At 68.4% G+C, this 23617-nt stretch carries 20 protein-coding genes; 15 read left to right on the plus strand and 5 right to left on the minus strand.

Annotated features, from left to right (window positions below):
- Positions 1-79 precede the first annotated feature (79 nt).
- Complete coding sequence (locus FJU31_RS13005; protein ID WP_150455125.1) at positions 80-979, minus strand: LysR family transcriptional regulator; 900 nt, start codon at positions 977-979, stop codon at positions 80-82.
- A gap of 225 nt (positions 980-1204) precedes the next feature.
- Between FJU31_RS13005 and FJU31_RS13010 the strand changes: the two genes are divergently transcribed.
- Complete coding sequence (locus tag FJU31_RS13010) at positions 1205-2383, plus strand: serine hydrolase domain-containing protein (protein WP_150455126.1); 1179 nt, start codon at positions 1205-1207, stop codon at positions 2381-2383.
- Positions 2380-3564, plus strand: a complete 1185-nt coding sequence (locus tag FJU31_RS13015) for an MFS transporter (RefSeq protein ID WP_150455127.1) — start codon at positions 2380-2382, stop codon at positions 3562-3564. Before FJU31_RS13010 ends, FJU31_RS13015 begins: the two co-directional genes overlap by 4 nt.
- Positions 3565-3898: 334 nt before the next feature.
- Here FJU31_RS13015 and FJU31_RS13020 read toward each other — a convergent pair whose 3' ends face one another.
- Complete coding sequence (locus FJU31_RS13020) at positions 3899-5518, minus strand: EAL domain-containing protein (RefSeq protein WP_150455128.1); 1620 nt, start codon at positions 5516-5518, stop codon at positions 3899-3901.
- Between the two features lie 205 nt (positions 5519-5723).
- On the opposite strand from FJU31_RS13020, the gene cycA reads away from it, so the two are divergent.
- The 3 genes from cycA (at position 5724) to FJU31_RS13035 (ending at position 10597) form a co-directional block, all read left to right on the plus strand.
- Positions 5724-7094, plus strand: coding sequence for a D-serine/D-alanine/glycine transporter (gene cycA / locus FJU31_RS13025; RefSeq protein WP_150455129.1), 1371 nt, complete (start codon positions 5724-5726; stop codon positions 7092-7094).
- 565 nt (positions 7095-7659) lie between these two features.
- On the plus strand, positions 7660-8424 hold the full coding sequence (locus FJU31_RS13030) for a lytic transglycosylase domain-containing protein (protein WP_150455130.1): 765 nt from the start codon (positions 7660-7662) through the stop codon (positions 8422-8424).
- Positions 8425-8512: 88 nt separating this feature from the next.
- Entirely contained in the window at positions 8513-10597 is a 2085-nt protein-coding gene (locus FJU31_RS13035) for a gluconolaconase (RefSeq protein WP_150455131.1), read from the plus strand.
- Here the strand turns inward: FJU31_RS13035 and FJU31_RS13040 are convergent.
- Positions 10575-10982 carry a YciI family protein gene (locus FJU31_RS13040; RefSeq protein WP_150455163.1) on the minus strand — a complete coding sequence of 136 codons (408 nt, stop codon included), beginning with the start codon at positions 10980-10982 and terminating at the stop codon, positions 10575-10577. The two genes, FJU31_RS13035 and FJU31_RS13040, sit on opposite strands and share 23 nt — an antisense overlap.
- Before the next feature lie 810 nt (positions 10983-11792).
- Between FJU31_RS13040 and FJU31_RS13045 the strand changes: the two genes are divergently transcribed.
- The 7 genes from FJU31_RS13045 (at position 11793) to FJU31_RS13075 (ending at position 18428) form a co-directional block, all read left to right on the plus strand.
- The gene (locus FJU31_RS13045; RefSeq protein ID WP_150455132.1) at positions 11793-12206 is read left to right on the plus strand and encodes a YciI family protein; all 414 of its coding nucleotides are present in this window, start codon (positions 11793-11795) and stop codon (positions 12204-12206) included.
- 61 nt (positions 12207-12267) lie between these two features.
- A complete protein-coding gene (locus FJU31_RS13050; RefSeq protein ID WP_150455133.1) occupies positions 12268-12690 on the plus strand; it encodes a VOC family protein in 423 nt (140 codons plus the stop codon).
- Positions 12691-12737: 47 nt separating this feature from the next.
- Positions 12738-13148: a VOC family protein gene (locus FJU31_RS13055; RefSeq protein ID WP_108767579.1), complete on the plus strand. Its 411-nt coding sequence runs from the start codon at positions 12738-12740 to the stop codon at positions 13146-13148.
- Between the two features lie 58 nt (positions 13149-13206).
- Positions 13207-14478, plus strand: a complete 1272-nt coding sequence (locus FJU31_RS13060; protein WP_150455134.1) for an RNA polymerase sigma factor — start codon at positions 13207-13209, stop codon at positions 14476-14478.
- Positions 14479-14618: 140 nt separating this feature from the next.
- Positions 14619-16268 carry a M28 family metallopeptidase gene (locus FJU31_RS13065; protein ID WP_150455135.1) on the plus strand — a complete coding sequence of 550 codons (1650 nt, stop codon included), beginning with the start codon at positions 14619-14621 and terminating at the stop codon, positions 16266-16268.
- Positions 16269-16408: 140 nt separating this feature from the next.
- Complete coding sequence (locus tag FJU31_RS13070; RefSeq protein ID WP_150455136.1) at positions 16409-17668, plus strand: sensor histidine kinase; 1260 nt, start codon at positions 16409-16411, stop codon at positions 17666-17668.
- Positions 17658-18428 (plus strand): LytR/AlgR family response regulator transcription factor, encoded by a 771-nt coding sequence (locus FJU31_RS13075; protein ID WP_150455137.1) that lies wholly within the window; start codon positions 17658-17660, stop codon positions 18426-18428. Before FJU31_RS13070 ends, FJU31_RS13075 begins: the two co-directional genes overlap by 11 nt.
- 74 nt (positions 18429-18502) lie before the next feature.
- Here the strand turns inward: FJU31_RS13075 and FJU31_RS13080 are convergent, their stop codons facing one another.
- Complete coding sequence (locus FJU31_RS13080) at positions 18503-19117, minus strand: hypothetical protein (protein ID WP_150455138.1); 615 nt, start codon at positions 19115-19117, stop codon at positions 18503-18505.
- Between the two features lie 309 nt (positions 19118-19426).
- Between FJU31_RS13080 and FJU31_RS13085 the strand changes: the two genes are divergently transcribed.
- A complete protein-coding gene (locus FJU31_RS13085; protein WP_150455139.1) occupies positions 19427-20353 on the plus strand; it encodes an oxygenase MpaB family protein in 927 nt (308 codons plus the stop codon).
- 82 nt (positions 20354-20435) lie between these two features.
- Here FJU31_RS13085 and FJU31_RS13090 read toward each other — a convergent pair whose 3' ends face one another.
- Complete coding sequence (locus FJU31_RS13090; protein WP_150455140.1) at positions 20436-21023, minus strand: TetR/AcrR family transcriptional regulator; 588 nt, start codon at positions 21021-21023, stop codon at positions 20436-20438.
- Positions 21024-21158: 135 nt separating this feature from the next.
- On the opposite strand from FJU31_RS13090, the gene FJU31_RS13095 reads away from it, so the two are divergent.
- Together FJU31_RS13095 and FJU31_RS13100 are read left to right on the plus strand one after the other, a co-directional pair.
- On the plus strand, positions 21159-22376 hold the full coding sequence (locus tag FJU31_RS13095) for an MFS transporter (RefSeq protein WP_150455141.1): 1218 nt from the start codon (positions 21159-21161) through the stop codon (positions 22374-22376).
- On the plus strand, positions 22373-23548 hold the full coding sequence (locus FJU31_RS13100) for an MFS transporter (RefSeq protein WP_150455142.1): 1176 nt from the start codon (positions 22373-22375) through the stop codon (positions 23546-23548). Before FJU31_RS13095 ends, FJU31_RS13100 begins: the two co-directional genes overlap by 4 nt.
- Positions 23549-23617 lie beyond the last annotated feature (69 nt).

The raw sequence follows: 23617 nt of genomic DNA on the forward strand, positions 1-23617 counted from the left end.
GTTTCCTTTTTTTATTTTCTAGCAAGGCTATCGTGCTTTTGCCGCCCTGTCGAGATGGCCTCGACTCTACAAAAGGCGATCAGGGCACGGTATCCAGCCGCGCGCCGATGAAATCGATGAACACCCGCAACTTTGGCAACACATGCCGTCCCGAGGGCCATAGCAGGTGGAAAGTGCCGCAGGAATGCACGTGTTCATCCAGTACGGTGACCAGGCGGCCATCGGCGATGGAATCACGCACCGAGTGCACCGGCACGAAGGCCAGGCCGATATCGCGCAGGGCCAGCTCCACCCGCGCTTCGATGGTGTTGGCAACCACGTGCACGGGCAGTTCCTGCGCCGCTTGTTCATCCGGCCAGTGGATCGGCCACGCCTCCAGCTTGCCGCTGCTGGGGAACCTGTAGTGCAGCAGGGTGTGCTGCAGCAGGTCGGCTGGCGTCTTGGGCACGCCGCGCCGCTGCAGGTAGGCCGGTGAGGCGACGATGCGCCGCGGGAACACGCCCAGGCGCCGGGCATTCATCCGCGAATCGCTGGGCTCGCCCACGCGCAGCACGGCATCGAAGCCTTCTTCGATGACATCGACCAGGCGGTCGCTGAAATCGAGATCAAGGCGGATGTCCGGATAGGCGGCCATGAAATCGGCCAGCAGCGGCAGGGTCAGGTCGCCCACCAGCGGCAGGCTGATGCGCAGGGTGCCGCTGGGTGCGGCGTGCGGTTGGGCCAGTTCGGTGCGCGCGGCATCGCGCTCGGCAAGGATGCGGCGGCAGCGCGCCAGGAACAGCTGGCCCTCGGCGGTGAGGGTGATGCTGCGCGTGCTGCGATGGAACAGGCGCACGCCCAGCGCGTGTTCCAGCCGCGCCACGCACTTGCCGGCAGCCGAGGCGGAGATGCCCTGCAGGCGGCCGGTCTCGACGAAGCTGCGGGTGTCGGCTGCATGCACGAAGGTCTGCAGGTTGGCGAGATTGTCGAGGACGGACATGCGGAAGCGCGGCGGGAAAACCGCAGGGTAGGGCCAGTTGCAGCGGGCGGCCAGCGGGCCGTTGCAACACTGCGGTCCACCGCCGCTGCGCCGGCTGCCGGCCCTTGTGGTCCATGCATGCGGCCGATTGCGGACCTGGGGGTCCACGAAGCACGGAGCAGCGACCCGCTTTTTGCCGCGGCGCAGGCTGCCTAACGTGGCGACCCTCCCCCAAAGGATTGCCCAATGAACGCCCTTCCTCTAACCGAACCCACGCCCACGCTGCCCGGCGTGGCCCACGTGCTGCAGCAGGCCCACCCGCAGCGTCTGGTGGGTGCGGTGGTGCTGGTGCGCGAGCGCGGTGTGCTGCGCCACGCCAGTGCCACCGGCCTGGCCGACCGCGAGGCAGCTACGCCGATGCAGCGCGGCCAGCTGTTCCGCTTGGCCTCGGTGAGCAAGCCGCTGCTGACCGCGGTGATCCTGCGCCTGGTGGCCGACGGCGTGCTGGACCTGGATACCCCGGTGCAGCGCTGGCTGCCGACCTTCCGCCCGGCGCTGGCCGATGGCAGCGTGCCGCCGATCAGCCTGCGGCAGCTGCTGAGCCACACCAGCGGCCTCGGCTATCGCTTCCTGGAAGCGGATGCGCAGGGGCCGTATGCGCGTGCGGGTGTGAGCGATGGCATGGATGCGAACCCGCTGAGCCTGCAGGACAACGTGCAGCGCATCGGCCAGGTGCCGCTGCTGTTCGCACCGGGCAGCCAGTGGCTGTATTCGCTGGGCGTGGATGTGGCCGGTGCCGTAGCCGAAGCCGCGAGCGGACAGACGCTGCAGCAGTTGTTCGATCGCTTGCTGGCACAGCCGCTGGGCCTGTGCGATACCGGCTTCAGTACCACGCAGGGCGCGCGCCTGGCGACGCCCTATGTCAGTGATGCGCCTGTGCCGCACCGGCTGCAGGAAGGCGAGGTCGTCGCGCCCTTCGACGGCGCGGTGGGCATCGAGTACAGCCTGGCGCGCGCTACCGACGCCAGTCGCTATGCCTCGGCCGGAGCCGGGTTGATCGGCAGCGCTGATGAGGCGATGACCGTGCTGGAAGCGCTGCGCGATGTGCAGGCGTCTGCGCTGCTGCCGCCCGAACTGGCCGCTGAGATGGGAGCCCTGCAGGCGGGCGAGCAGGGGCCGCCCGATCCGCCGGGCTGGGGCTTCGGCCTGGGTTTTGCGGTGCTGCGTGATGCAGCCGCTTCGGGCACGCCGCAAAGCGTGGGCACGTGGCGCTGGGGCGGTGCCTATGGCCACAGCTGGTTTGTCGACCCTGCGCGTGGAATCAGCGTGGTGGCCCTCACCAACACCCTGTACGAAGGCATGCACGGCGCCTTCGTCGATGAGCTGCGCGATGCGGTGTACCGCGATCTGGAGGCGGCGCGATGAGCGGGCATGCGGCCGATGCGTCGTCGCCTGCGGGCGAGGCCACCCGCCTGCCGTGGAACGCGCTGCTGGCACTGGCCGGTGGCGGCTTCATTACCCTGCTGACCGAGACACTGCCGGCCGGCGTGCTGCGGCCGATGGGGCAGAGCCTGGGTGTAAGTGATGCGGCGGTGGGGCAGCTGGTGAGCGTGTATGCGCTGGGCTCGGTGCTGGCGGCATTGCCGATGACCGCGCTGACCCAGCGGCTGCCGCGCAGGCCTTTGTTGTTGGCGGCCATTGCCGGCTTCGTGGTGGTCAATGCGCTGACCGCGCTGACCAGCAACTACACGCTGCTGCTGGTGGTGCGCTTCCTGGCCGGCGTGGGTGCGGGCCTGCTGTGGTCGCTGGTGGCCGGCTATGCGGCGCGCCTGGTGGTGCCGGCGCTGCAGGGGCGGGCGATTGCGGTGGCCATGGTCGGTTCGCCGTTGGCGTTGTCGCTGGGTGTGCCGGCGGGCACGCTGCTGGGCCAGCAGATCGGATGGCGCTGGGCGTTCGGGCTGATGGCATTGCTGGCGGTGCTGCTGCTGGGCTGGGTGCGCTGGGCGGTGCCTGCGCTGCCGGCGGCTGGTGGCGGCCAGCGCACGCCGCTGGGCCGCGTGTGGCGACTGCCCGGGGTACGCAGCACGCTGCTGGTGATGGCGCTGTACGTGCTGGCGCACAACGTGCTCTACACCTACATCGAGCCGCTGGCGATCCTGGCCAACGCGCAGCACTGGCTGGACCGCGTGCTGCTGGCGTTTGGCGTGGCGGCGATCGCTGGCATCGGTATTGCCGGCTGGGGCGTGGATCGCCATCTGCGCGCGCTGGTGTGGGCAGCGGTGGCTGGTTTCGTGCTGGCGGTGCTGGCCCTGCTGCTGTGGCCGGGCGTGCCGCAGGTGCTGCTGCTGGCCAGCGTGCTGTGGGGCGTGTCGTTTGGCGCGGTGCCGACACTGTTCCAGACCGCGGTGGCGCGACGTGCGGGCGCGGCGGCGGACCTGGCGCAGTCGATGCTGGTGACCGGCTGGAACCTGGCGATTGCCGCCGGTGGCATGGCCGGTGGCGTGGTGTTGCAATCGGTGGGGGCGGGGCAGCTGGCGTGGTTGCCGTTGCTGCTGTTGGCGGTGTGCGCGGCGTGGTTGTGGGCGCGGCCGAAGGCCTGGGTGTAGCGGCTGTTGCATGGGAATGCCGGCCAGCGGCCGGCACTACCAGAGCTGCGTCATCCATGCATGGCTTGGATCTACTGAGAGAGGGCGTCGCTGCGATCCAGTGAGCGCAGCGACCCGCGTTCGCCTTTGCTCTTTCTGTTGATTCCGTGGTCGGACGCCGCAGCAATGTGTCGGTGGCCGGGGCGGTGGGGCTCGCGGGGGTGTCTGCCGCATGGATGCGGCGGACAAGCCTCCATGGATGGATTCACGGCGTCCCCCGCGAGCCCCACCGCCCCGGACACGCGCGCAATCGTTGCGCACGCCGTCCCACCACGAGGGGCTCCGCCGTTGGCCGTTACTCTTCCGCGGCGTCCCGTTCGATGGGTACGCTGCGCGGGTTCTGCATGTCCTCCCGCGCGGTGCCGTAGCGCTGCTGGCGCTGGTGGTGGAAGGCGATGAACGCATCGCGCGGCAGCGGCCGCGAGAACAGCCAGCCTTGCCCGAACTGCACCTGCTGGCTGTGCAGGTAGGCCAGCTGCGGTTCGGTCTCCACGCCCTCGGCCACCACCCACAGGCCCAGCTCCTTGGCCATGTCGATGATGTGCGGGGTGACCGGGCTGGTCGCGCTTTCGGTGCCGATGGCATCGACGAACGACTTGTCGATCTTCAGCGCGTCCAGTGGCAGCTGCTCCAGGTACTGCAGGCTGGAATAGCCGACGCCGAAGTCGTCGATGGCGATGCTGTGGCCAGCACGACGTGCGGCCGCCAGCATGGTGCGGGCGCGGTCGGCATCGAGGAAGCCACGCTCGGTGGCTTCCAGCCAGATCTGCTGCGGCAGGATGCCGCTGCCAGCCATGCGCTGGGTGATCGACTTCAACGCGCGGCCGCTGATGATGTCCTCGGCCGCGAGGTTGATGGCGATGTGCGCGCTGCGGTCCTGCACCAGCAGTTCGTGCATGTCCGACACCACGTTCTCGATCACCAGGTCGGTGAGTGCGGCGATCAGGCCGTGCTCCTCGGCCAGCGGCACGAAGATGTCCGGGCGCACCTGGGTGCCGTCGGGACGCTGCCAGCGCACAAGGGCCTCGGCACCGACGCAGATGCCGGTCTCCAGCTCGATGATGGGCTGGTAGTGCAGGTACAGCTCGCGGCGGCGGATGGCGATGGACAGCTCGCCGCGCAGCGACAGGCGCCGGCGCGACAGCCAGATCACCAGGCTGGCGCCGGCCGCGGCCAGCAGCAGGCCCACCGGCACGAACAGCCAGGCCTGCTGGCGGAAGGTGGCGGCCAGGGCGGTGCGCGGGCCGGTGGCGATGGCCAGCCACTCGCTGTTGCGGGCCGTGGCGTGCAGGGTGTCCTTGTCCAGGCCCTCGCCGGGCTCGCGCAGCTGCTGCCGCAGCAGAGCCGGGTCGATCCCACTCTGCTTGGACAGCAGGCGACCGTCGGGGCTGGCCAGGGCCAGGCGCACCTGCGGGTCGGCAATGACATCGACGAAGCGGCGCGGATCAACCAGGGTATCGTAGGCGCCGTACAGGATGGACAGTACCGTACGCCCGCCGCTGGACTGCGGGCGCACGCCCACGGTAATGCCGGCGCCATCGCTGGTCACGTGGTCGGGAGTGGGTGTGTCGACCTCGCCCTCGAACATGCCCCAGGAGGTGCAGCGCAGCTTGCCGCCCTCGAAGTAGCCCATCTGGTCGACCGAGGGCGTGGTCATCACCAGCGTCTGCATGCGCCGTATGTGCTCGGGGCTGCAGGGCGGCAGGCGCGAGGCTTCGGCGGCCTTCAGCACCGCCAGCGATTCCTGGTAGGAGACGTCGGCGCGGCGCAGGGCACGCTCGGCAATCTCGCGCAGGCGGTCCTTTTCCAGGCTGACGGCGCTGTCCCAGGTGGCATAGACCATTACCGCGATCGGCACGATGGCCGCCAGCATGGCCAGGAGAACTGCGCAGATGATGACGCCCAGGCGGTTCATGGCCGGGTGTCCAGAGGGCGGGGCAGGGCGCTGCGCATGGCGGGCCGGTCCTTGGTCGGATGCGCTATCTGAGCATGTTGCAGGCCCGAGGGGAAAGGGTGGGGACGCATGCGCTTTCCGTTTGACGCTTTCAGCCCCCGCCCCGCTGGCGCTCGGCGACGTAGAGGACTACCGTCAAAGCCTTCACCCGCCCCTTCCCGCGCCCATGACCGAGCCCGCCACGCCCCCTGAACACCTGCGCCGCAGCCTGTCCAACCGCCATCTGCAACTGATCGCCATCGGCGGTGCCATCGGTACCGGCCTGTTCATGGGGTCGGGCAAGACCATCAGCCTGGCCGGTCCGTCCATCCTGTTCGTCTACCTCATCATCGGCGCGATGCTGTTCTTCGTGATGCGCGCGATGGGCGAGCTGCTGCTGTCCAACCTGCAGTACAAATCCTTCATCGACTTCTCCACCGACCTGCTTGGCCCCTGGGCCGGGTTCTTCTGCGGGTGGACGTACTGGTTCTGCTGGATCGTCACCGCCATCGCCGATGTCATCGCCATCGCGGCCTATGCGCAGTTCTGGTTCCCCGAGCTGCAGGCGTGGATACCGGCACTGCTGTGCGTGATGCTGCTGCTGGGCCTGAACCTGGTGACGGTGAAGCTGTTCGGCGAAATGGAGTTCTGGTTCGCGTTGATCAAGATCGTGGCCATCTGCGCGCTGATCATCACCGGTGCCGGCCTGGTCGCGTGGGGCTTCACCTCGCCCAGCGGCCATACCGCCTCGCTGTCCAACCTCTGGAATGACGGCGGCATGTTCCCGATGGGCCTGGTCGGTTTCTTCGCCGGCTTCCAGATTGCGGTGTTCGCCTTCGTCGGCATCGAGCTGGTGGGCACCACCGCGGCCGAAACCGCCGACCCGGAGCGCAACCTGCCCAAGGCGATCAACTCGATCCCGGTGCGCATCATCATCTTCTACGTGCTGGCCCTGGTGGCGATCATGGCGGTGACGCCGTGGCGCCAGGTGGTGCCGGACAAGAGCCCGTTCGTGCAGCTGTTCGTGCTGGCCGGCATTCCCGCCGCGGCCAGCCTGATCAACTTCGTGGTGCTGACCTCGGCCACGTCGTCTGCCAACAGCGGCATCTTCTCCACCAGCCGCATGCTGTACGGCCTGGCCGAAGAGGGCCACGCCCCGCGCGGCCTGTCGCGCCTGTCGCGCGCGGCGGTACCGGCCCGCGGCCTGCTGTTCTCGTGCCTGTGCCTGCTGGGCGGCACCCTGCTGATCTACCTGATCCCGAACCTGGTGACCGCCTTCACCCTGGTGACGACGCTGGCAACGGTGCTCTTCATCTTCGTCTGGTCGCTGATCCTGGTGGCCTACATGGTCTACCGCCGCCGGTACCCGGAGCGGCACGCCGCCTCGATCTTCAAGATGCCCGGCGGCGTCGCCATGTGCTGGGCCTGCCTGGTGTTCTTTGCCGGCGTGCTGGTGCTGCTGAGCCTGCAGGCCGACACCCGCCAGGCACTGGTGGCCAGCCCGGTCTGGTTCGTGCTGCTGGGCGCGGGGTACTGGCTGCGGCGTCGGGCGGGGTAGCGTCGACCGTTGGTCGACGATCGCGCGCAGCGCGGGGTTTTTCCGCGTTCTGGCCGGGAAGCAGTCGACCAACGGTCGAATCTACCTGGTTTGTCCTGGATGGGCGGTAGCGTCGACCGTTGGTCGACGATCGCGCGCAGCGCGGGGTTTTCGCGTTCTGGCCGGGAAGCAGTCGACCAACGGTCGACTCTACCTGGTTTGTCCTGGATGGGCGGTAGCGTCGACCGTTGGTCGACGATCGCGCGCAGCGCGGGGTTTTCGCGTTCTGGTCGGGAAGCAGTCGACCAACGGTCGACTCTACCTGGTTCGTCCTGGATGGGCGGTAGCGTCGACCGTTGGTCGACGATCGCGCGCAGCGCGGGGTTTTCGCGTTCTGGCCGGGAAGTAGTCGACCAACGGTCGAATCTACCTGGTTTGTCCTGGATGGTCGGTAGAGTCGACCGTTGGTCGACGATCGCGCGCAGCGCGGGGTTTTCGCGTTCTGATCGGAAGAGCAGTCGACCAACGGTCGACTCTACCGGGATTCACCCGGATTTCGCGGGCGCCGCCGGATCATCCGGCCGCCATGACCCTCCGCCTCGCCCTCGTTGCGCTGTTGCTTTTGCCGGGCCTGGCCAGTGCCCGCACGGTCTACCGCTGCGTACAGGGCAACACGGTCAGCCTCGCCACCGCACCAGAGCCTGGCTCGCGCTGTACGCCGAAGGAGATCGACGACAACGTCATCCAGGCCCCCAACCTGTGGGGCAACATGGGCGTCTTCAGCGGCGTGCTGTACGAACGCGGGCAGGACGGCGTGCTCGTCTATTCCACGCGCAACCTGCCCGGCTCTCGCGTATTCCTGAAATTCACCGTCGCCACCCCGCCCGGTGAGCCCGCCCACGAGGGCTTGGGCAAGGTCGGCAAGCCGCAGCTGGCCCAGCATGCCAAACAATTCAAGGCGGCCGCCAAGGCCACCGGCGTCGACGACGCCTGGCTGCGCGCGATCGCCCATGCCGAAAGCAACTTCGATGCGCTGGCCGTCTCCAGCAAGGGCGCGCAGGGCGTGATGCAGCTGATGCCCGAGACCGCACTGGAATACGGTGTGCGCGATCCGTTCTCGCCGCAGCAGTCCATCGACGGCGGCGCCCGCTACATGCGTGCACTGCTGCGCCGCTACAACGGCGACCGCGCGCTGTCAGCGGCCGCCTACAACGCCGGCATCGGCGCGGTCACCCGCTACAAGGGCGTGCCGCCGTATGCCGAAACCCTGGCCTACGTGGACAAGGTGATGGCGCTGTACACGCGCTATCGCGAGGCGATGGGCATCCGCAGCGAAGTACCGGCGAAGTAGCCATCCCCGGCGTGACCTGTGGGTGTAGCGGGTCGCCGGCCCAACGTCTATCGTCGTGGCCTCTTTCAGGGCAGGGCGAGCGCGAGCGATGGCACGGCGGCAATGGATGGCGGTGGGGGTAGTGGTGGTGGCAACGGCAGCCGCGCTGGCGGCCACCTGGTGGGAACGCCCCACGCAGGCACCGGACGCACCCGTTGGCCCGCAGCCCACGCCGCTGGCCTGGACCGCGCAGATCGAGCCGCTGGCCGGTGATGGCCACCCCGGCGACCGCGACGGCGCCTCGGCACAGGCGCGCTTCGCCGAACCCTATGCATTGCTGCGCACTGCCGATGGCAGCATGTATTTCACCGATGCCGGTGACAACAACCGCATCCGCCGCCGGCTTCCCGATGGACGCGTTGAAACGGTGGCCGGGCAGGGCGAAGGCCTGGCCGATGGTCCGGGCCTGCAGGCACGCTTCAATACGCCGTCGGGCATTGCGGCCGATGCGCAGGGCAATCTCTATGTGGCCGATACTGGCAACCACGCGATCCGCCGCATCGGCACCGATGGCCAGGTGACCACCGTGGCCGGTGGCACGCAGGGCTTTGCCGATGGCCCGGCCGCGCAGGCGCGCTTCGATGGACCGATGGGTATCGCGGTGGACGTGCAGGGCCAGGTGTTCGTGGCCGATACCTGGAACGACCGCATCCGGGTGATCGGTACCGATGGCAAGGTGCGCACGCTGGCCGGTGGCGATCGCCCCGGCCTCGCCGATGCAGTGGGTGGCGAGGCCCGCTTCGATACACCGGTGGCACTGGCCGTCGATGCGCACGGTGCGCTGCTGGTGGCCGATTTCTTCAACAACGCGGTGCGCCGGGTCGGTGCCGATGGCACGGTGAGCACCGTGGTCGGCAACGATGGCGTCATCAACGGGCCGCTGTCGCTGGCCACGACCCGCGACGGCGTGCTGTACGTGGGCGACTTCGGCGGGCGCATCGTGCAGGTGACCCCGCAGGGCCACCAGATCGCACTGCTCGGCAACGACCGGTTGCCGCGCCTTGCCAGACCCAGCGGCTTGGCTGTGGAGGACGACGGCAGCCTGCTGGTGGCCGACGCCGCCGGTTACCGCGTGCACCGCGTGCGACCGCTAGCGGTGGGCGCGCTGCCATCACCGGCGCTGGTCGGGCCTGCCGCGGACGCCGCGCTGCCCGATACCGGCGGGCGCTGGCCGCTGGCACCGCAGCAGGGTTGGCATGAAGTGGTCGGCACGCTGGGCGAAGTGCGCGGCACCTTTACCGGCGAGAGCCGCCACCACCTGCACGGCGGCTTCGATGTGCGTGGCGACGTGGGGCAGACCGTGCTGGCCATCGCCGACGGAAAGATCAGCAGCCCGGTCGCGGCCTGGAGCCTGGGCGGCCAGGCCGAGGGGCTGGCGGTGGGGCGCCTGAGCTACATCCACATGCGCGTGGGCCGCACCCCGGCCGGTGAGCCGTTCGATGCCCGCTGGCAGCCGCTGTACGGCGAGGACGGCAAGCTGGAGCGCATCCGCGTACGGCGCGGCACGCGCATCCATGTGGGCGACCGTCTGGGCAGCATCAACAGCCAGGCGCACGTGCACCTGCAGGTCGGTACCGGCGGTTTCGAGACCAATGCGGTGGCGCTGGGCTTCACCGGCTACGCCGACCACTTCGCGCCGCGCATCACCGATGTCGGCCTGCTGGATGACAACGACCAGCCGCTGGCCGCAGGCAGCGATGGCGTGGTGATGCTGGCCCGGCAGGGGCGTGGCGTGCAGATCGTGGTGGAGGCATGGGACCAGGTGGACAACAACCTGCCGCGCCGCCGGTTGGGGCCGTACCAGGTGGGCTACCAGATCCTCGACGCGGCCGGGCAGCCGTTGCAGGGTTACGAACAGCCGCGCTGGAACATCGTGTTCAACCGCATGCCGCCGCAGAAGCAGGCGGTGAAGGTGGCCTATGCGCCGGACAGCGGCATCACGGTGCATGGCAGCGCGGTGACCCGCTTCCGCTACCTGGCGACCAACACCGTGCGCGACGGCCTGATGGAAACCGGGCGCTGGCAGCCGGCGGCGCTGCCGCCGGGCGAGTACATCATCCGTGGCAGTGCCCGCGATTACAGCGGCAACGAAGGCATCGGCAAGCGCGATATCAGGGTGCGGCTGCTGCCATAGCCGCCGCCGGCGCGCCGCAGCGGTCGCGCTCGGCGTCCATGTCTTCCAGCGGCCGCACTTCGATGCTGCCGAAGCGGGCCCAGGGGAATTCGCGTGCGATGCGCATGGCTTCGTCGCGGTCGCGTGCGCGGATGAGGTTGAAGCCGGCCAGCAGTTCGCGGGTTTCGGCGAAGGGGCCATCGAGCACGCGGCTGTGGCCATCACGCACGCGCAGGGTCTGGGCGGTGTCGACCGGCTGCAGTTTCTGTGCGGCGAGCAGGGTGCCTTCGGCCTGCAGCTGATCGGCGTGGGCGAGGCAGTCGCGCATCAGTGCATTGAACTCGTCGCTGGGCAGGGCCTGCAGCAGGGCGGGTTCGATGTAGATGAGGAGCAGGTACTGCTGCATGGCACGGTCCTGGCGGGGGCGGGGTTCCATGATGGCGCAGGTTTGCCTGCGGGCATGCTGCAGCGCGAAAGGCCGCCTGCGGCGGGGCATCGGCGAACGGCGGAGCCCCTCCGTGGTGGGGTTGGGTTGGTCGCCAGAAGCTGGGCTCTCCGGGCTTGGCCGGTCGGGGTGGGGGCGCGGGACACACCCCGCCGTCAATCCATCCTTGGGGGCTCGTAGGCGCCATCCATGGCGCCTGCGGTCCCACGCCCCCACCCCGACCGGCCCCTGACAGTTTCCCGCGGCTGACCCACCATGGGAAATCAACAGCGAAAGCAAAAGCCGGGTCGCTTCGCTCGCACAGCCGAGCCCGCCAGCCAGCCGCTTTGGCTGTTGCTTTTGCTTTTGCTTTTGCTTTTGCCTTCCTCTCTTGATCATCCGTGGTGGGCGCGCGGGAACGTGTCCGTGGCCGGGAGGTTGGGTTGGCTGGGGGCGTGAGCCGCATGGGCCCGAGGCATGCCTAGGGCGGGTTGGGCAGGACGCCCAACCCCGGTCTTTCCGTGTGCGCAGGACAGCGCACACGGAAAGCGGCGACCGAGCCTCCATGGACGGATTCACGGCGTCCCCCAGCCAACCCACCCTCCCGGCCAACCCTCAATTACCAGGGCTTTCAGCTCCCCACCACGGAGGGGCTCCGCCGTTCGCCGATCCCCCGCCGCAGGCGCGCCTTCCGCGCAGGGAAAAAATTTCCAGCAGGCCTGTCGATTCCCGTCCCCCCGGTTCGTCGTACCAGATGAAGGGCACGCAGAACGCCGCCCACGGGAGACCCGCATGAAAGTCATGGTCATCGTCAAAGCCAACGCCGATTCCGAAGCCGGGCACCTGCCCAGCGAAGCGGAACTGGCCGAAATGGGCACCTACAATGAACAACTGGTCGCCGCCGGCATCATGCTGGCCGGTGAAGGCCTGCACGCCACTGCCCGCGGCCGCCGCATTCATTTTGGTGCCGCCGCCCCGCAGGTGCAGGCCGGACCGTTCGGCCCGCCCAGCGAGCAGATCGCCGGCTTCTGGCTGTGGAACGTGCGCTCGCTGGACGAGGCCATCGAATGGGCCAGCCGTGCCCCGTTCGGCGCTGGCGGAACCCTTGAGCTGCGCCCGCTGATCACCGCCGAGGATTTCGGCGAAGCCTTCACCCCCGAATTACAGCAGCGGGAACAGCGTCTGCGGGAACAGCTGGAAGAGTGATTGGATTGCGGTGACCCTTCGCCGGGTATGACCCGGCGCTACCCGACAACGGAGCATTGCCATGAAACTGATTCCCTTCCTTGGCTTCAGCGGCCAGGCCCACGATGCGACGGCCTTCTATGCAAAGGCCCTCGGTGGCCAGGTCACGTCCGAGATGAAGTACCGCGACATGCCGCCGTCCGATGGTTCGCCGGGCTGCAACGAGATGCCGGCCGAGACCCTGGACCATGTGGCGCACAGCCAGCTGGAGATCAACGGCGCGATCCTGATGGCCGCCGATGGCCCGGGCGGCGGCGAGGGCGGTTCGACCACCCTCAATGTCGAGGTCGACAGCATCGAGGAAGCCGAACGCGTGTTCGCCGCGCTGGCCGAAGGCGGCCAGGTGCAGATGCCGATCGCCGAGACGTTCTGGGCGCATCGCTGGGGCATGTTGATCGACCGTTTCGGCAAGCCGTGGATGGTCAACTGCATGAAACAGCCCTGATCCGGCTCCAACACCCATCTCCCATCACCCGCACAGGAAACGCAACGATGAGCGCACCGCAACCGCAGATGATCTTCGTCAACCTGCCCGTGCAGGACCTGCAACAGTCCAAGGACTTCTTCAGCGCGCTGGGCTACAGCTTCAACCCGGCCTACACCAATGAAGACGCCGCCTGCATGGTCATCAGCGAGAGCATCTTCGTGATGCTGCTGGTCAAGCCGTTCTTCCAGCAGTTCACCAACAAGAACATTGCCGATGCGCACGCGGAGACCGAGGTGATCACCTGCCTTTCCGCGGCCAGCCGCAAGGCGGTGGACGTGATGGTGGACAAGGCGGTGGCCGCCGGGGGCAGCGAACCGCAACCGGCGCGCGATTACGGTTTCATGTACCAGCGCGGTTTCCAGGACCTGGATGGCCACCTGTGGGAAATCGCACACATGGAAGGCGAGCCGGGCTGATGGCCGATGCCGTTTGCTGGCGTTTGTGCGGGCACGGCCTGCGTGCTGTGATCGGCGCATGACCGAGCCCGTGCTGAGCCAGCGACTGGAGACCCTCTGGCGGATGGAATCGCCGGTGTTGATCGCGCGCCTGGCGCGGCTGCTCGGCGGTGATGTCGGCCGCGCCGAGGAGCTGGCCCAGGACACCTGGCTGGCGGCGCTGGAGCGCTGGCCGGCGCAGGGCATCCCGGACAACCCCGGAGCCTGGCTGATGACCACCGCGCGCAACCGTGCCATCGATGTGCTGCGCCAGCACCAGCGCGTGGCGCAGCAGCATGCGCAATGGGGCGAGGAACTGCACCCGTCGGCGCTGCCCGCACCCGATGACAGCCAGGCACTGGAAGACGACCTCGGCGATGATCTGCTGCGGCTGATGTTCGTGGCCTGCCATTCGATGCTGCCGGCCGATGCACGGGTGGCGCTGACCCTGCGCCTGCTGGGCGGCCTGACCACCACTGAGATCGCCCGTGCCTTCCTGCAGCCGGAGCCGACCATCGCCCAGCGCATCGTGCGCGCCAAGCGCACCTTGGTGCAGAAGCAGGTGCCCTACGAAGTGCCGCGCGCCGAGGCGTTGCCCGAGCGGCTGGCCTCGGTGCTGGAGGCGATCTACCTGGTCTTCAACGAGGGCTACGCGGCCAGTGCCGGCGATGACTGGATGCGGCCGGCCTTGTGCGAGGAAGCGCTGCGACTGGCCCGCATCCTCGCCCATCGGCTGCCCGCGCCGCCGGTGCTGGGCCTGCTGGCGCTGATGGAACTGCAGGCCTCGCGTGCCGCAGCGCGTGTCGATGCGCAGGGCCAGCCGGTATTGCTGGACGTGCAGAACCGCGCGCGCTGGGACTGGCTGCAGATTGAACGCGGGCAACAGGTGCTGCAGCGTGCGCTGAATGCGGGCGGCGGCAACGATGCCTATGTCCTGCAGGCACGTATCGCGGCCTGCCATGCCACCGCGCGCCGTGCCGAAGACACCGACTGGGCACGCATCGCCGCGCTGTATGCGCAGCTGCTGCAGGTGATGCCCTCGCCGGTAGTGGCGCTGAACCGGGTGGTGGCGGTGTCGCGCAGTGACGGTGCGTTCGCGGCCTGGGGGTTGTTGCAGCCGTTGCTGGTCGATGCGCGGTTGCAGGGCTATGCCCCGTTGCAGGTGGTACGGGGCGAGCTGCTGCTGCAGCTGGGTCGGCGTGACGATGCCGCCACCGCCTTCCGCGAGGCGGCCGCGCTCACCGGGAATGCTCGCGAGCAGTCGATGCTGCTGGCGCGCGCGCAGCAAGCGGGGTCGGAGCCTTTTCCCTGACCTGTTCGTGTTGCCATCATCCGCGCATGGCGTGGATCTACCGTACCGAGCAAGGCCGGCACGACCGCAGGTGCAGGGAGCAGCCCTGCCGAACCCCTTACCCCTTACACTCCGGAAGGATTTTCCTGCTGGAGAGAGCAATGAAACGAGCAGTACTGGGCATCCTGGCCCTGTCGGTGTCGAGCGCACTGATGGCCGCCACGCCGAAATTCGATGGCGCGCGGATCTCCGCCGACGTCAAGGAACTGGCCTCCGACGCCTACGAGGGCCGCTCGCCGGCCACTGCAGGCGAAGAAAAGACCATTGCCTACCTCAGCAAGCAGTTTGCCGCCGCCGGCCTGCAGCCGGGTGGCGACCTGCAGGATGGCAAGCGCCTGTGGACCCAGGCCGTGCCGCTGCGCAAGGGCGACATCGTCGGTACCCCGCAGCTGGCCCTGCACCAGGGCGGCAAGACCGTCACCCTCGACCAGGGCAAGCAGATCGCCGTGCGCGCCGCCATGAACGGTGCCACCACCGTCGACATCAGCAAGGCCCCGCTGGTCTTCCTCGGCTATGGCGTGAAGGCGCCGGAGCGCAACTGGGACGACTTCAAGGGCGTCGACCTGAAGGGCAAGATCGCCGTCGTGCTGATCAACGACCCCGATTTCGAAACCGGCAAGGGCGACTTCGACGGCAAGGGCATGACCTGGTACGGGCGCTGGCCGTACAAGTACGAAGAGGGCGCACGCCAGGGTGCGCTCGGCGTGCTGATCGTGCACGAGACCGCACCGGCCTCGTACGGCTGGGCCACCGTGGCCGGCTCCAACACCAACACCATGTTCGACGTGGTGCGTGACAACCCCGCCAAGACCCACCCGCTGCTGGAAGGCTGGATCCAGCGCGACCTCGCCGTCGAGCTGTTCCGCGCCGCCGGGCAGGATTTCGAGGCGCTGAAGAAAAAGGCGCAGCAGCGCGACTTCACCCCGGTGCCGCTGACCGGCGCCAGCCTGGATGCGAAGTACGCGGTGAAGACCGAAGTGATCACCTCGCACAACGTGGCCGCACGCCTGGAAGGCAGCAGCCACCCGGACGAGACCCTCATCTACAGCGCGCACTGGGACCACATCGGCGTGGGCGAACCAGACGCGCGCGGAGACCGCATCTTCAACGGTGCGCTGGACAATGCCAGCGGCACCGCCTCGCTGATCGAACTGGCCCGCGGCTTCGCCAAGGGCCCGCGCCCGCAGCGCTCGCTGCTGTTCCTGGCCGTCACCGCCGAGGAAAAGGGCCTGCTGGGTTCGGAGTACTACGCCACCCACCCGCTGTACCCGCTGGAGACCACCGTGGCGGCGATCAACATGGACGGCATGTCGCCGTTCGGCCCGTCGCGTGATTTCGGCATCTACGGCACCGCGCGCTTCGAACTGCTGGACCAGCTGAAGGACGTCGCCAAGGGCTGGGACATCCGCTACACCCCGGACCCGAAGCCGGAAGCGGGCCTGTTCTTCCGCTCCGACCACTTCTCGTTCGCCAAGCGCGGCGTGCCGGCGCTGTCCTGGTCGGCCGGCCAGGACTGGGTGGACGGTGGCGTTGCCGCCGGCAAGAAGGCGTCGGAGGACTACACCTCCAAGCGCTACCACCAGCAGGGTGACGAATGGCAGCCGGACTGGGTGTTTGCCGGTGCCGCCCGCGACCTGGAAGTGCTCTACACGCTGGGCAACCAGTTGGCCAACGCGCGCAGCTGGCCGAACTGGAGCACCGACGAGTCGTTCCGCGCCGTGCGTGACAGCAGCGCCGACCAGCGCAGATAAGAAGCACCGGTAGCGCCGGGCCATGCCCGGCGTTCCCGTAACAGCTTCCATCCCCGGTTTCCGGGGCTTCGTCGCAGGCCGCTTGTTTGCCCGGTGGGCCGGCCTATGCTCGGCTCACCCCCTTCCTCCAAGGCGCTGCCGTGGTCGCCAGCCTCACTCTCATTCTCCGTCACCTGCTGGCCTGGGCCGTGGCACTGCTGGTGGCCGGCATGGTCTGGAGCGGCATCTTCAGCGGCATGAACGACGGCCCGGGCTGGATATTCGGCCTGCTGGCGATGTTCCTGATGATCAGCGCGCTGGGCAGTGCCATCACCCATGTGCGCCGTGTGTGGCTGATCGCCGGCCGCCTCGACGGCAGCACCCTGTCCGGCCACCAGCGCCGCCAGATCGAAGTGCCGTTGGATGCCGGCCCGGCGTTCGCCCTGGTCGAGGCCGCCGTGGCCGAACTGCCGCGGGTGGAAGACGTGGAAAGCGCCGCCGGCAGCCTGCAGGTGCGCGCCTACGTGCGCCGCGTCGATCCCTGGAATGGCCGCCAGCCCTCGCGCTGGAACCTGCCGGCGCGGCTGGCCATCAAGCGCAACAGCGTGCAGGCCACGGTCACCCCGGGGCAGGGCACCAGCACCGTCACCCTGCTGTTCGAGCCCGATGCCGGCTGGTGGGCCGACCTGCTGGCGCTGGATGAGGGCAGCAACTTCGAGAATGCCGAAGCGGTCACCCGCGCGATCACCCGTCGGGTGGCCGACCAGCGCCGCGACGAACAGGCCGCCGCCGAACAGACCCAGGTGGAAAAGGAACTGTCGGTGGCTCGCCTGAACCTGCTGCACGCGCAGGTGGAACCGCACTTCCTCTACAACACCCTGGCCAACGCGCAGGTGCTTACCCGTACTGATCCAGGCCGCGCCGAACAGATGCTTGGCCACCTCATCCAGTACCTGCGCAGTTCACTGCCGCAGGTGGACGAATCGGTGTCCACGCTGGGCGTGGAGCTGGAGCGCACCCGCGCCTACCTGGAAATCCTGCGCATCCGCATGGGCGCGCGGCTGGCGGTGGACGTGCAGGTGCCCAACGAGCTGCACGGCGTGCACATGCCGGCGATGGCCCTGCAGACGCTGGTGGAAAACGCGATCAAGCACGGCCTGGAGCCCAAGCCCGGCGGCGGCACGGTCTGGATCCTGGCGCGTGGTTTCGACGACCACGTGACGGTGACCGTGGCCGACGATGGCCTGGGCTTCGGCCAGGGCACCAGCGGCACCGGCATCGGCCTGAAGAACCTGCGCGAGCGCCTGCGCCTGACCTGCGGCGAGCAGGCCGGCGTGGCGATCGTCGCCAATTTCCCCAGCGGCGTGGCCGCCACCATGACCCTGCCGCAACCGGCCAAGGAACGCAGCCATGCCGCTTGAAGCCCTGATCGCCGAAGACGAGGAACTGCTGCGGCAGTCGCTGGTGGAACAGCTGGGCCGGTTGTGGCCGGAACTGAAGCTGGTGGCCGAGTGCGAGGATGGCGCCAGCGCGCTGGAACAGCTGGCCGAAAAGCAGCCGGACATCGCCTTCCTGGATATCCGCATGCCCGGCATCAGCGGCATCGAAGTGGCGCGCGCGCTGTCCGGACTGAGCCCGCGCACGCAGGTGGTGTTCGTTACCGCCTACGACCAGTACGCCATCGATGCGTTCGAGCAGGGGGCGATGGACTACCTGCTGAAGCCGGTCAGCGACGAGCGCCTGCTGGCCACCCGCGAGCGCATCCTTTCGCGGCTGCCCAACACGCGCCAGGACGATGCGGTGCTGGAGCGCCTGCTGCAGCGGCTGGGCCCGTCACAGAGCGCAGGTGACCGCCCGCCGCTGGCCTGGATCACCGCCAGCAACGGCCGCGACACGCAGCTGATCATGCTGGAGGACGTGGTCTATTTCCGCGCCGACAACAAGTACACCACGGTGGTCACCAGCGCCGGCGAGAGCCTGCTGCGTACGCCGCTGCGCGAGCTGCTGGAGGTGCTGGACCCGCAGCACTTCCGCCAGGTGCACCGCTCGACCATCGTCAACATGAAGGCGGTGGCGGCGGTCAGCCGCGACGACACCGGCCGCGGTGTGCTGCGCCTGCGCCAGCGGCCGGAAACCCTGGTGGTCAGCCAGCCGTTCATGAGCCTGTTCCGCGGCATGTAGAAAGAACAATGCCGCCGTGACAGTGCACGGTGGCATTGTGGCTCCCCCCGCTTCCCCGGGCCCGTGGGCCAGCCTCAGTAGGCTGGCTGCAGGGTCAGATCGTGGTGGTGTTCGTTTTCGCCGACATGGTTGAGCCGGCCGACCAGTTCCGAGTGCTGCCGCATGCGGCCGATCTCGGTCATGATGCGGATGTCCTCGTGGCGCAGCTCGCGCCTGCTGGTGACAGCCTGCTTGTAATCCAGCACTTCCGGGTAGTGCTCGGCCAGGTCCAGCGCTTCGGCCACGCATTCGACGCTGTCGGCCTTGGAGGTGATGCGGGCGCGGCTGTTGAACGCCTTCATCCAGCGCTCGAAACCGGCCTGCTGGTCGAACATGTTGGCCATGAACCAGATCACGAACAGGATCGACACCCACGAACCGAACACGACGACCACGCGGGTGAAAGTGATGTGGTAATCATCGCGCCAGAGGTAGTTGGCGATCAGCCCGAGGATGAGCAGGGACGCCGCCTGCCAGCCGATGATCGAGGCGATCAGCCATTGGCACTTGGCCTGGGCCAGCACTGCCACTTCTTCGCGGATCTGCTGCTCGCTGAGGTTGCGCCAGTGCGCGACCTGTTTGTCGAACGGGCTGTGGTAGAGCTCGTTGTCGCGAAGCAGTAGTCCCAAACCCTTGAACAAAGCAATCATGGCTGGCTCCCTTGTGGAACGTGCGTCGATCAGCATTGGACGGTGTGGCGGGTTCAGTTCTAGCACTTCCAGCGGGCCGTGCAATGGGTGGAATGCCTAGCGCCGTAAGGGTTTTGCCTGAATGGGTGAATGTTGGTGCGGCGCAACATCGCGCTGGGAGCCTGCGTCAAGATGTCGCAGGGTGAAATGTGCTGCGGCTGCACATGGAACCGTGGCTGAGCCGACGGGCTCGCTGCATCGGCCCGTATCGCCCAGAATCGAGGCTGACCGCGCAGATCGCGGCCGATTCCGTCAACGCCTGGACCGAAGATGCCGCCGCTGCTGCACCGCCTTTCCCGCCCCGTCACCGCGCCGATCCGGCGCTGGGTGCTCGATGCCTTCCCGCGCGGCCAGAGCGGCATCGATTATGACCACCCACTGGGCGACCCCGGCTGGTTCGGGCCGGACAGCGTGACCTGGCGCATGCACGCCGAGCTGCCCTCGATGCTGGCCGGCGGCCTCTGTGCGCTGATGCTGCAGACCCTGCACCCGCGCGCGCTGGCCGGCGTGTACGACCACTCCAACTTCCGCCAGGACCTGGTCGGCCGCCTGCGCCGGACCACCGCGTTCGTCGCCGGCACCAGCTACGCGCCGGCTGCTGAAGTGGAAAAACTTGTGGCCAAGGTGCGCCGCATCCATGCGCAGATCCGCGGCCGCACCGCGCAGGGCGAAGACTACGCGGCTGACGACCCGCAGCTGCTGACATGGGTGCACGTGACCGAGGCGTTCGGTTTCCTGCAGGGCTATCGTCGCTACGGCCGCGAGGTGCCGGTGCAGATTGCCGACCGCTACTACGACGAGTACCGCTGCGTGGCCGAGGCCTTGGGTGCGGTGGATGTGCCGCGCAGCGAAGCGGAGGTGGCCGCCTATTTCTGCGCGCGGCAGCCGGAGCTGCTGGCCGATGCCCGGTCGCGCGAGGTGCTGGAGGTGTTGTCGGCGGTCAACCTGCCGGTGCCGATGCCGGGCCTGTCGCGCGCGGTGTTCCTTGGCGCCGGTGCCGCGCTGCTGCCCGACTGGGCCGAGGCGATGCTGGAACGCAGTGCCGGCCAGCGCACGCAGGCAGCCGCGTCGGCCAAGCTGATGCAGGGCATGGCGCCGCTGTTCCGCCGCGCGTTGCCCGATGGCCTGGCCACCCGCGCGTGTGCACGCGTGGGTGTGCCGGTGGAGGTGTTGCGCGAGTGGCCGGCCGTGCGTTGATCCATCGCGCGGATCCACGCATGGCGTGGCTCTACGGAGCCATGCCATGCAGCAGTAGATCCACGCCACGCGTGGATGGGCCTTACCCGCCCACCTTCAACCCGCGCAGCAGCATCTGCAGCGCCGCCGTCGCCTGCCGCAGGCGCGCATCACCCTCCACCCCTTCGGCAATCCAGAACGCGGCTTCGGCCAGGCTGCCGTAGATCAGCGACGCCAGTGCCTGCGCATCCACAGCGACTACCACGCCCTGCGCGATCAACTGTTCGATCAGCCGCTGCATCGAGTTGACGCAGTACCGCTGTGACTCCGGCGATGCGCCGCCCAGCACCGCACGTGCATCACGCAGCACGATGCGCTGGATGTCAGGTTCCAGCGCCATGTCCAGGTAGGCGCGGCAGCGCTGCACGAACCCTTCCCACGCGTCGTCGGCCGCATCGCTGATCGCCTGCAGGCGCACGTCCGTCTCGGCGTCGAGTTCTGCGACCACCGCCGCCAGCAGGCCCTTCTTGTCGCCGAAATGGTGGTACAGCGCACCGCGGGTCAGCCCGGCCTGGGCGGTCAGGTCATCCATCGAGGTGGCGGCATAGCCGTGCTCACTGAACACCCGGCGGGCGGTCGCCAGCAGGCTGGCGCGGGTCTCTTCCATCTCGGCGCGGGTACGGCGGGCCATCGGCAGCTCCTTTACATACGGCTTGCATGATTATTTACATACGGCGCGTATGAATGTAGCCTCTTATTCATACGCTCTGTATGTATTGTCGTGGCGCCGCCGGCGCCAGGCAAGCCGCTGCCTTGGAGAACCTGCGTGGCCACCCCCTATCGCGATCTGTTTGCTGCCCCCGGTACCGCTGGTCTGGCTGTTGCCGGGCTGGTAGCCCGACTGCCCCTGCCGATGACCGGCATCGGCATCATCACCCTCATCGCGCAGCTGCGCGGCAGCTATGCGCTGGCCGGCGCGGTGTCGGCGACCTTCGTGCTCACCTATGCGCTGCTGTCGCCGCAGATCTCGCGGCAGGTCGACCGCCACGGCCAGGGCAGGGTGTTGCCGCTGGCCACCGTGCTCAGTGCGCTGGGCCTGCTGTTGCTGCTGTCCAGCACCGCGTTCGGTGCCCCCACGTGGACCCTGTTTGCCAGCGCAGCGTTGGCCGGGTGCATGCCCAGCATTTCGGCGATGGTGCGCGCGCGCTGGAGCGCGATCCATTGTGGGCGCGTGGAGCTGCAGACCGCGTACTCGCTGGAAACGGTGTTCGACGAAGTTACCTTCATTGCCGGGCCACCGTTGTCTGTCGGTCTTTCGGTCGCGGTCTGGCCGCAGGCCGGGGTCCTGGCCGCTGCCGTGTTGCTGGTGGCGGGTGTCGCCGCGCTGGTCCTGCAGCGTGGCACCGAACCCGCGCCACGGCCGCTGCAGGCCGACGGCGAACGGCCAGACTCACTGCTGCGACAACCGGGCATCGCGTGGCTGGTGCTGCTGATGCTGGCGATGGGGGTGATCGTCGGCACCGTCGACATCACCAGCGTGGCCTTCGCCGAGCAGCGTGGCCAGGCCATGGCAGCCAGCCTGGTGTTGTCGGCATACGCCCTGGGCAGCTGCAGCGCCGGGCTGGTGTTTGGTGCGCTGAAGTTGAAGACGCCGCTGCACCACCTGCTGCTGGTTGGGGCGCTGGCCACCGCATCGAGCACCTTGCCGCTGCCGTGGGTTGGCAACCTGCCGGCGCTGACGGTGGCAGTACTGCTGGCCGGGATGTTCTTCGCGCCGACGATGATCGTGGCGATGTCGCTGGTCGAACAACGCGTGTCCGCCGCGCGCCTCACCGAAGGCATGACCTGGCTGCTGGCCGGCCTGAACGTTGGCGTGGCGCTGGGCGCGGCACTGTCCGGCCAGGTGGTCGATACCGGTGGCGTGCGCGCGGGCTTCGTCGTCGCCCTCTGTGCCGGGGCCGGCGTGCTGCTGTCTGCCGCGCTCGCGCAGCGCGCCCTGCGCTGTCCCGCCTCTCCCCTGGCTGCTGAAGGAACGTCTGCATGAAGGCCGCTTCACCCGCATTGCCCCCGTCCACGCCCCGTCATCCCTGGTGGGCGGTCTCTGCCATCGGCCTGGCCACGTTCTCGGTGGTCACCACCGAGATGCTGCCCGTCGGCCTGCTGACGCTGATCGCCGATCACCTTGGCACGTCGGCAGGCACTGCCGGCCTGATGATCTCCCTGCCTGCGCTGCTGGCGGCCCTGTTCGCGCCGCTGGTGGTCGTCGTTGCCGGTGGTCTTGATCGACGTCGCATCCTGTGCGCGCTGCTGGGTCTGTTGCTGCTGGCCAACCTCGCTTCGGCACTTGCCCCGGGCATCGGCTGGCTGCTGGCGGCGCGCGTGCTGGTGGGCTTCTGCATGGGCGGCATCTGGGCCATCGCCGGTGGGCTGGCAGCGCGGCTTGTGCCGACGCCACGCATCGGCCTGGCCACGTCGATCATCTTCGGTGGCGTGGCCGCGGCCTCGGTGCTGGGCGTGCCCTTGGGCGCACTGATCGGCGAGGCGCTGGGATGGCGCTGGGCGTTCGTGGCCATGGCCGTGTTCAGTGGCCTGGTCCTGCTGCTGCATCTGTGGGTGGTACCGGCGCTGCCGGTGGAAGGTTCGGTGCGTGCGCGCCACTTCTTGCAGCAGCTGGGTGATCGTGGGCTGCAGATGGGGCTGCTGCTGACCCTGCTGCTGGTGGCCGGGCACTTCATCGCCTTTACCTACGTGCGGCCACTGTTGATCACGCTGGCGCAGGTCGACGCGTCGTGGATCGGCGCGCTGCTGTTTGCCTACGGCCTGGCCGGCATCCTCGGCAACTTCATGGTCGGGCCCTTGTCGGCCAGGCGCCCGCGCGGGGTGCTGCTGGCCATCGCGCTGGCTCTGCTGCTGACGCCGCTGCTGTTGCTGTCGGTGGGGGGGACGCCGGCCGGTGGTGTTGCCGTGCTGCTGCTGTGGGGCCTGGCCTATGGCGGGGTATCGGTGGGCTTGATGACGTGGATGATGAAGGCCGTGCCGCAGGCGGTGGAGATCGCCACCGCGCTGTATGTGGGCGTGTTCAACATCGGCATCGCGCTGGGTGCGTGGGGTGGTGGGCTGCTGGTGGATGGCATCGGTTTGAAGGCCAACCTGTGGGCGGCGGCCGGGTTCGCGGCGGTGGCCACCCTCGTCGTGATGACGACGCGCCGCCCGTAGCTCCACGCCACGCGTGGATGGCACGTCACATCCCATGAAAAAACGGGCGCCTTTCGGCGCCCGTTCGCA

Source organism: Stenotrophomonas cyclobalanopsidis (assembly GCF_008710035.1).
Classification (GTDB): Bacteria; Pseudomonadota; Gammaproteobacteria; order Xanthomonadales; family Xanthomonadaceae; genus Stenotrophomonas; species Stenotrophomonas cyclobalanopsidis.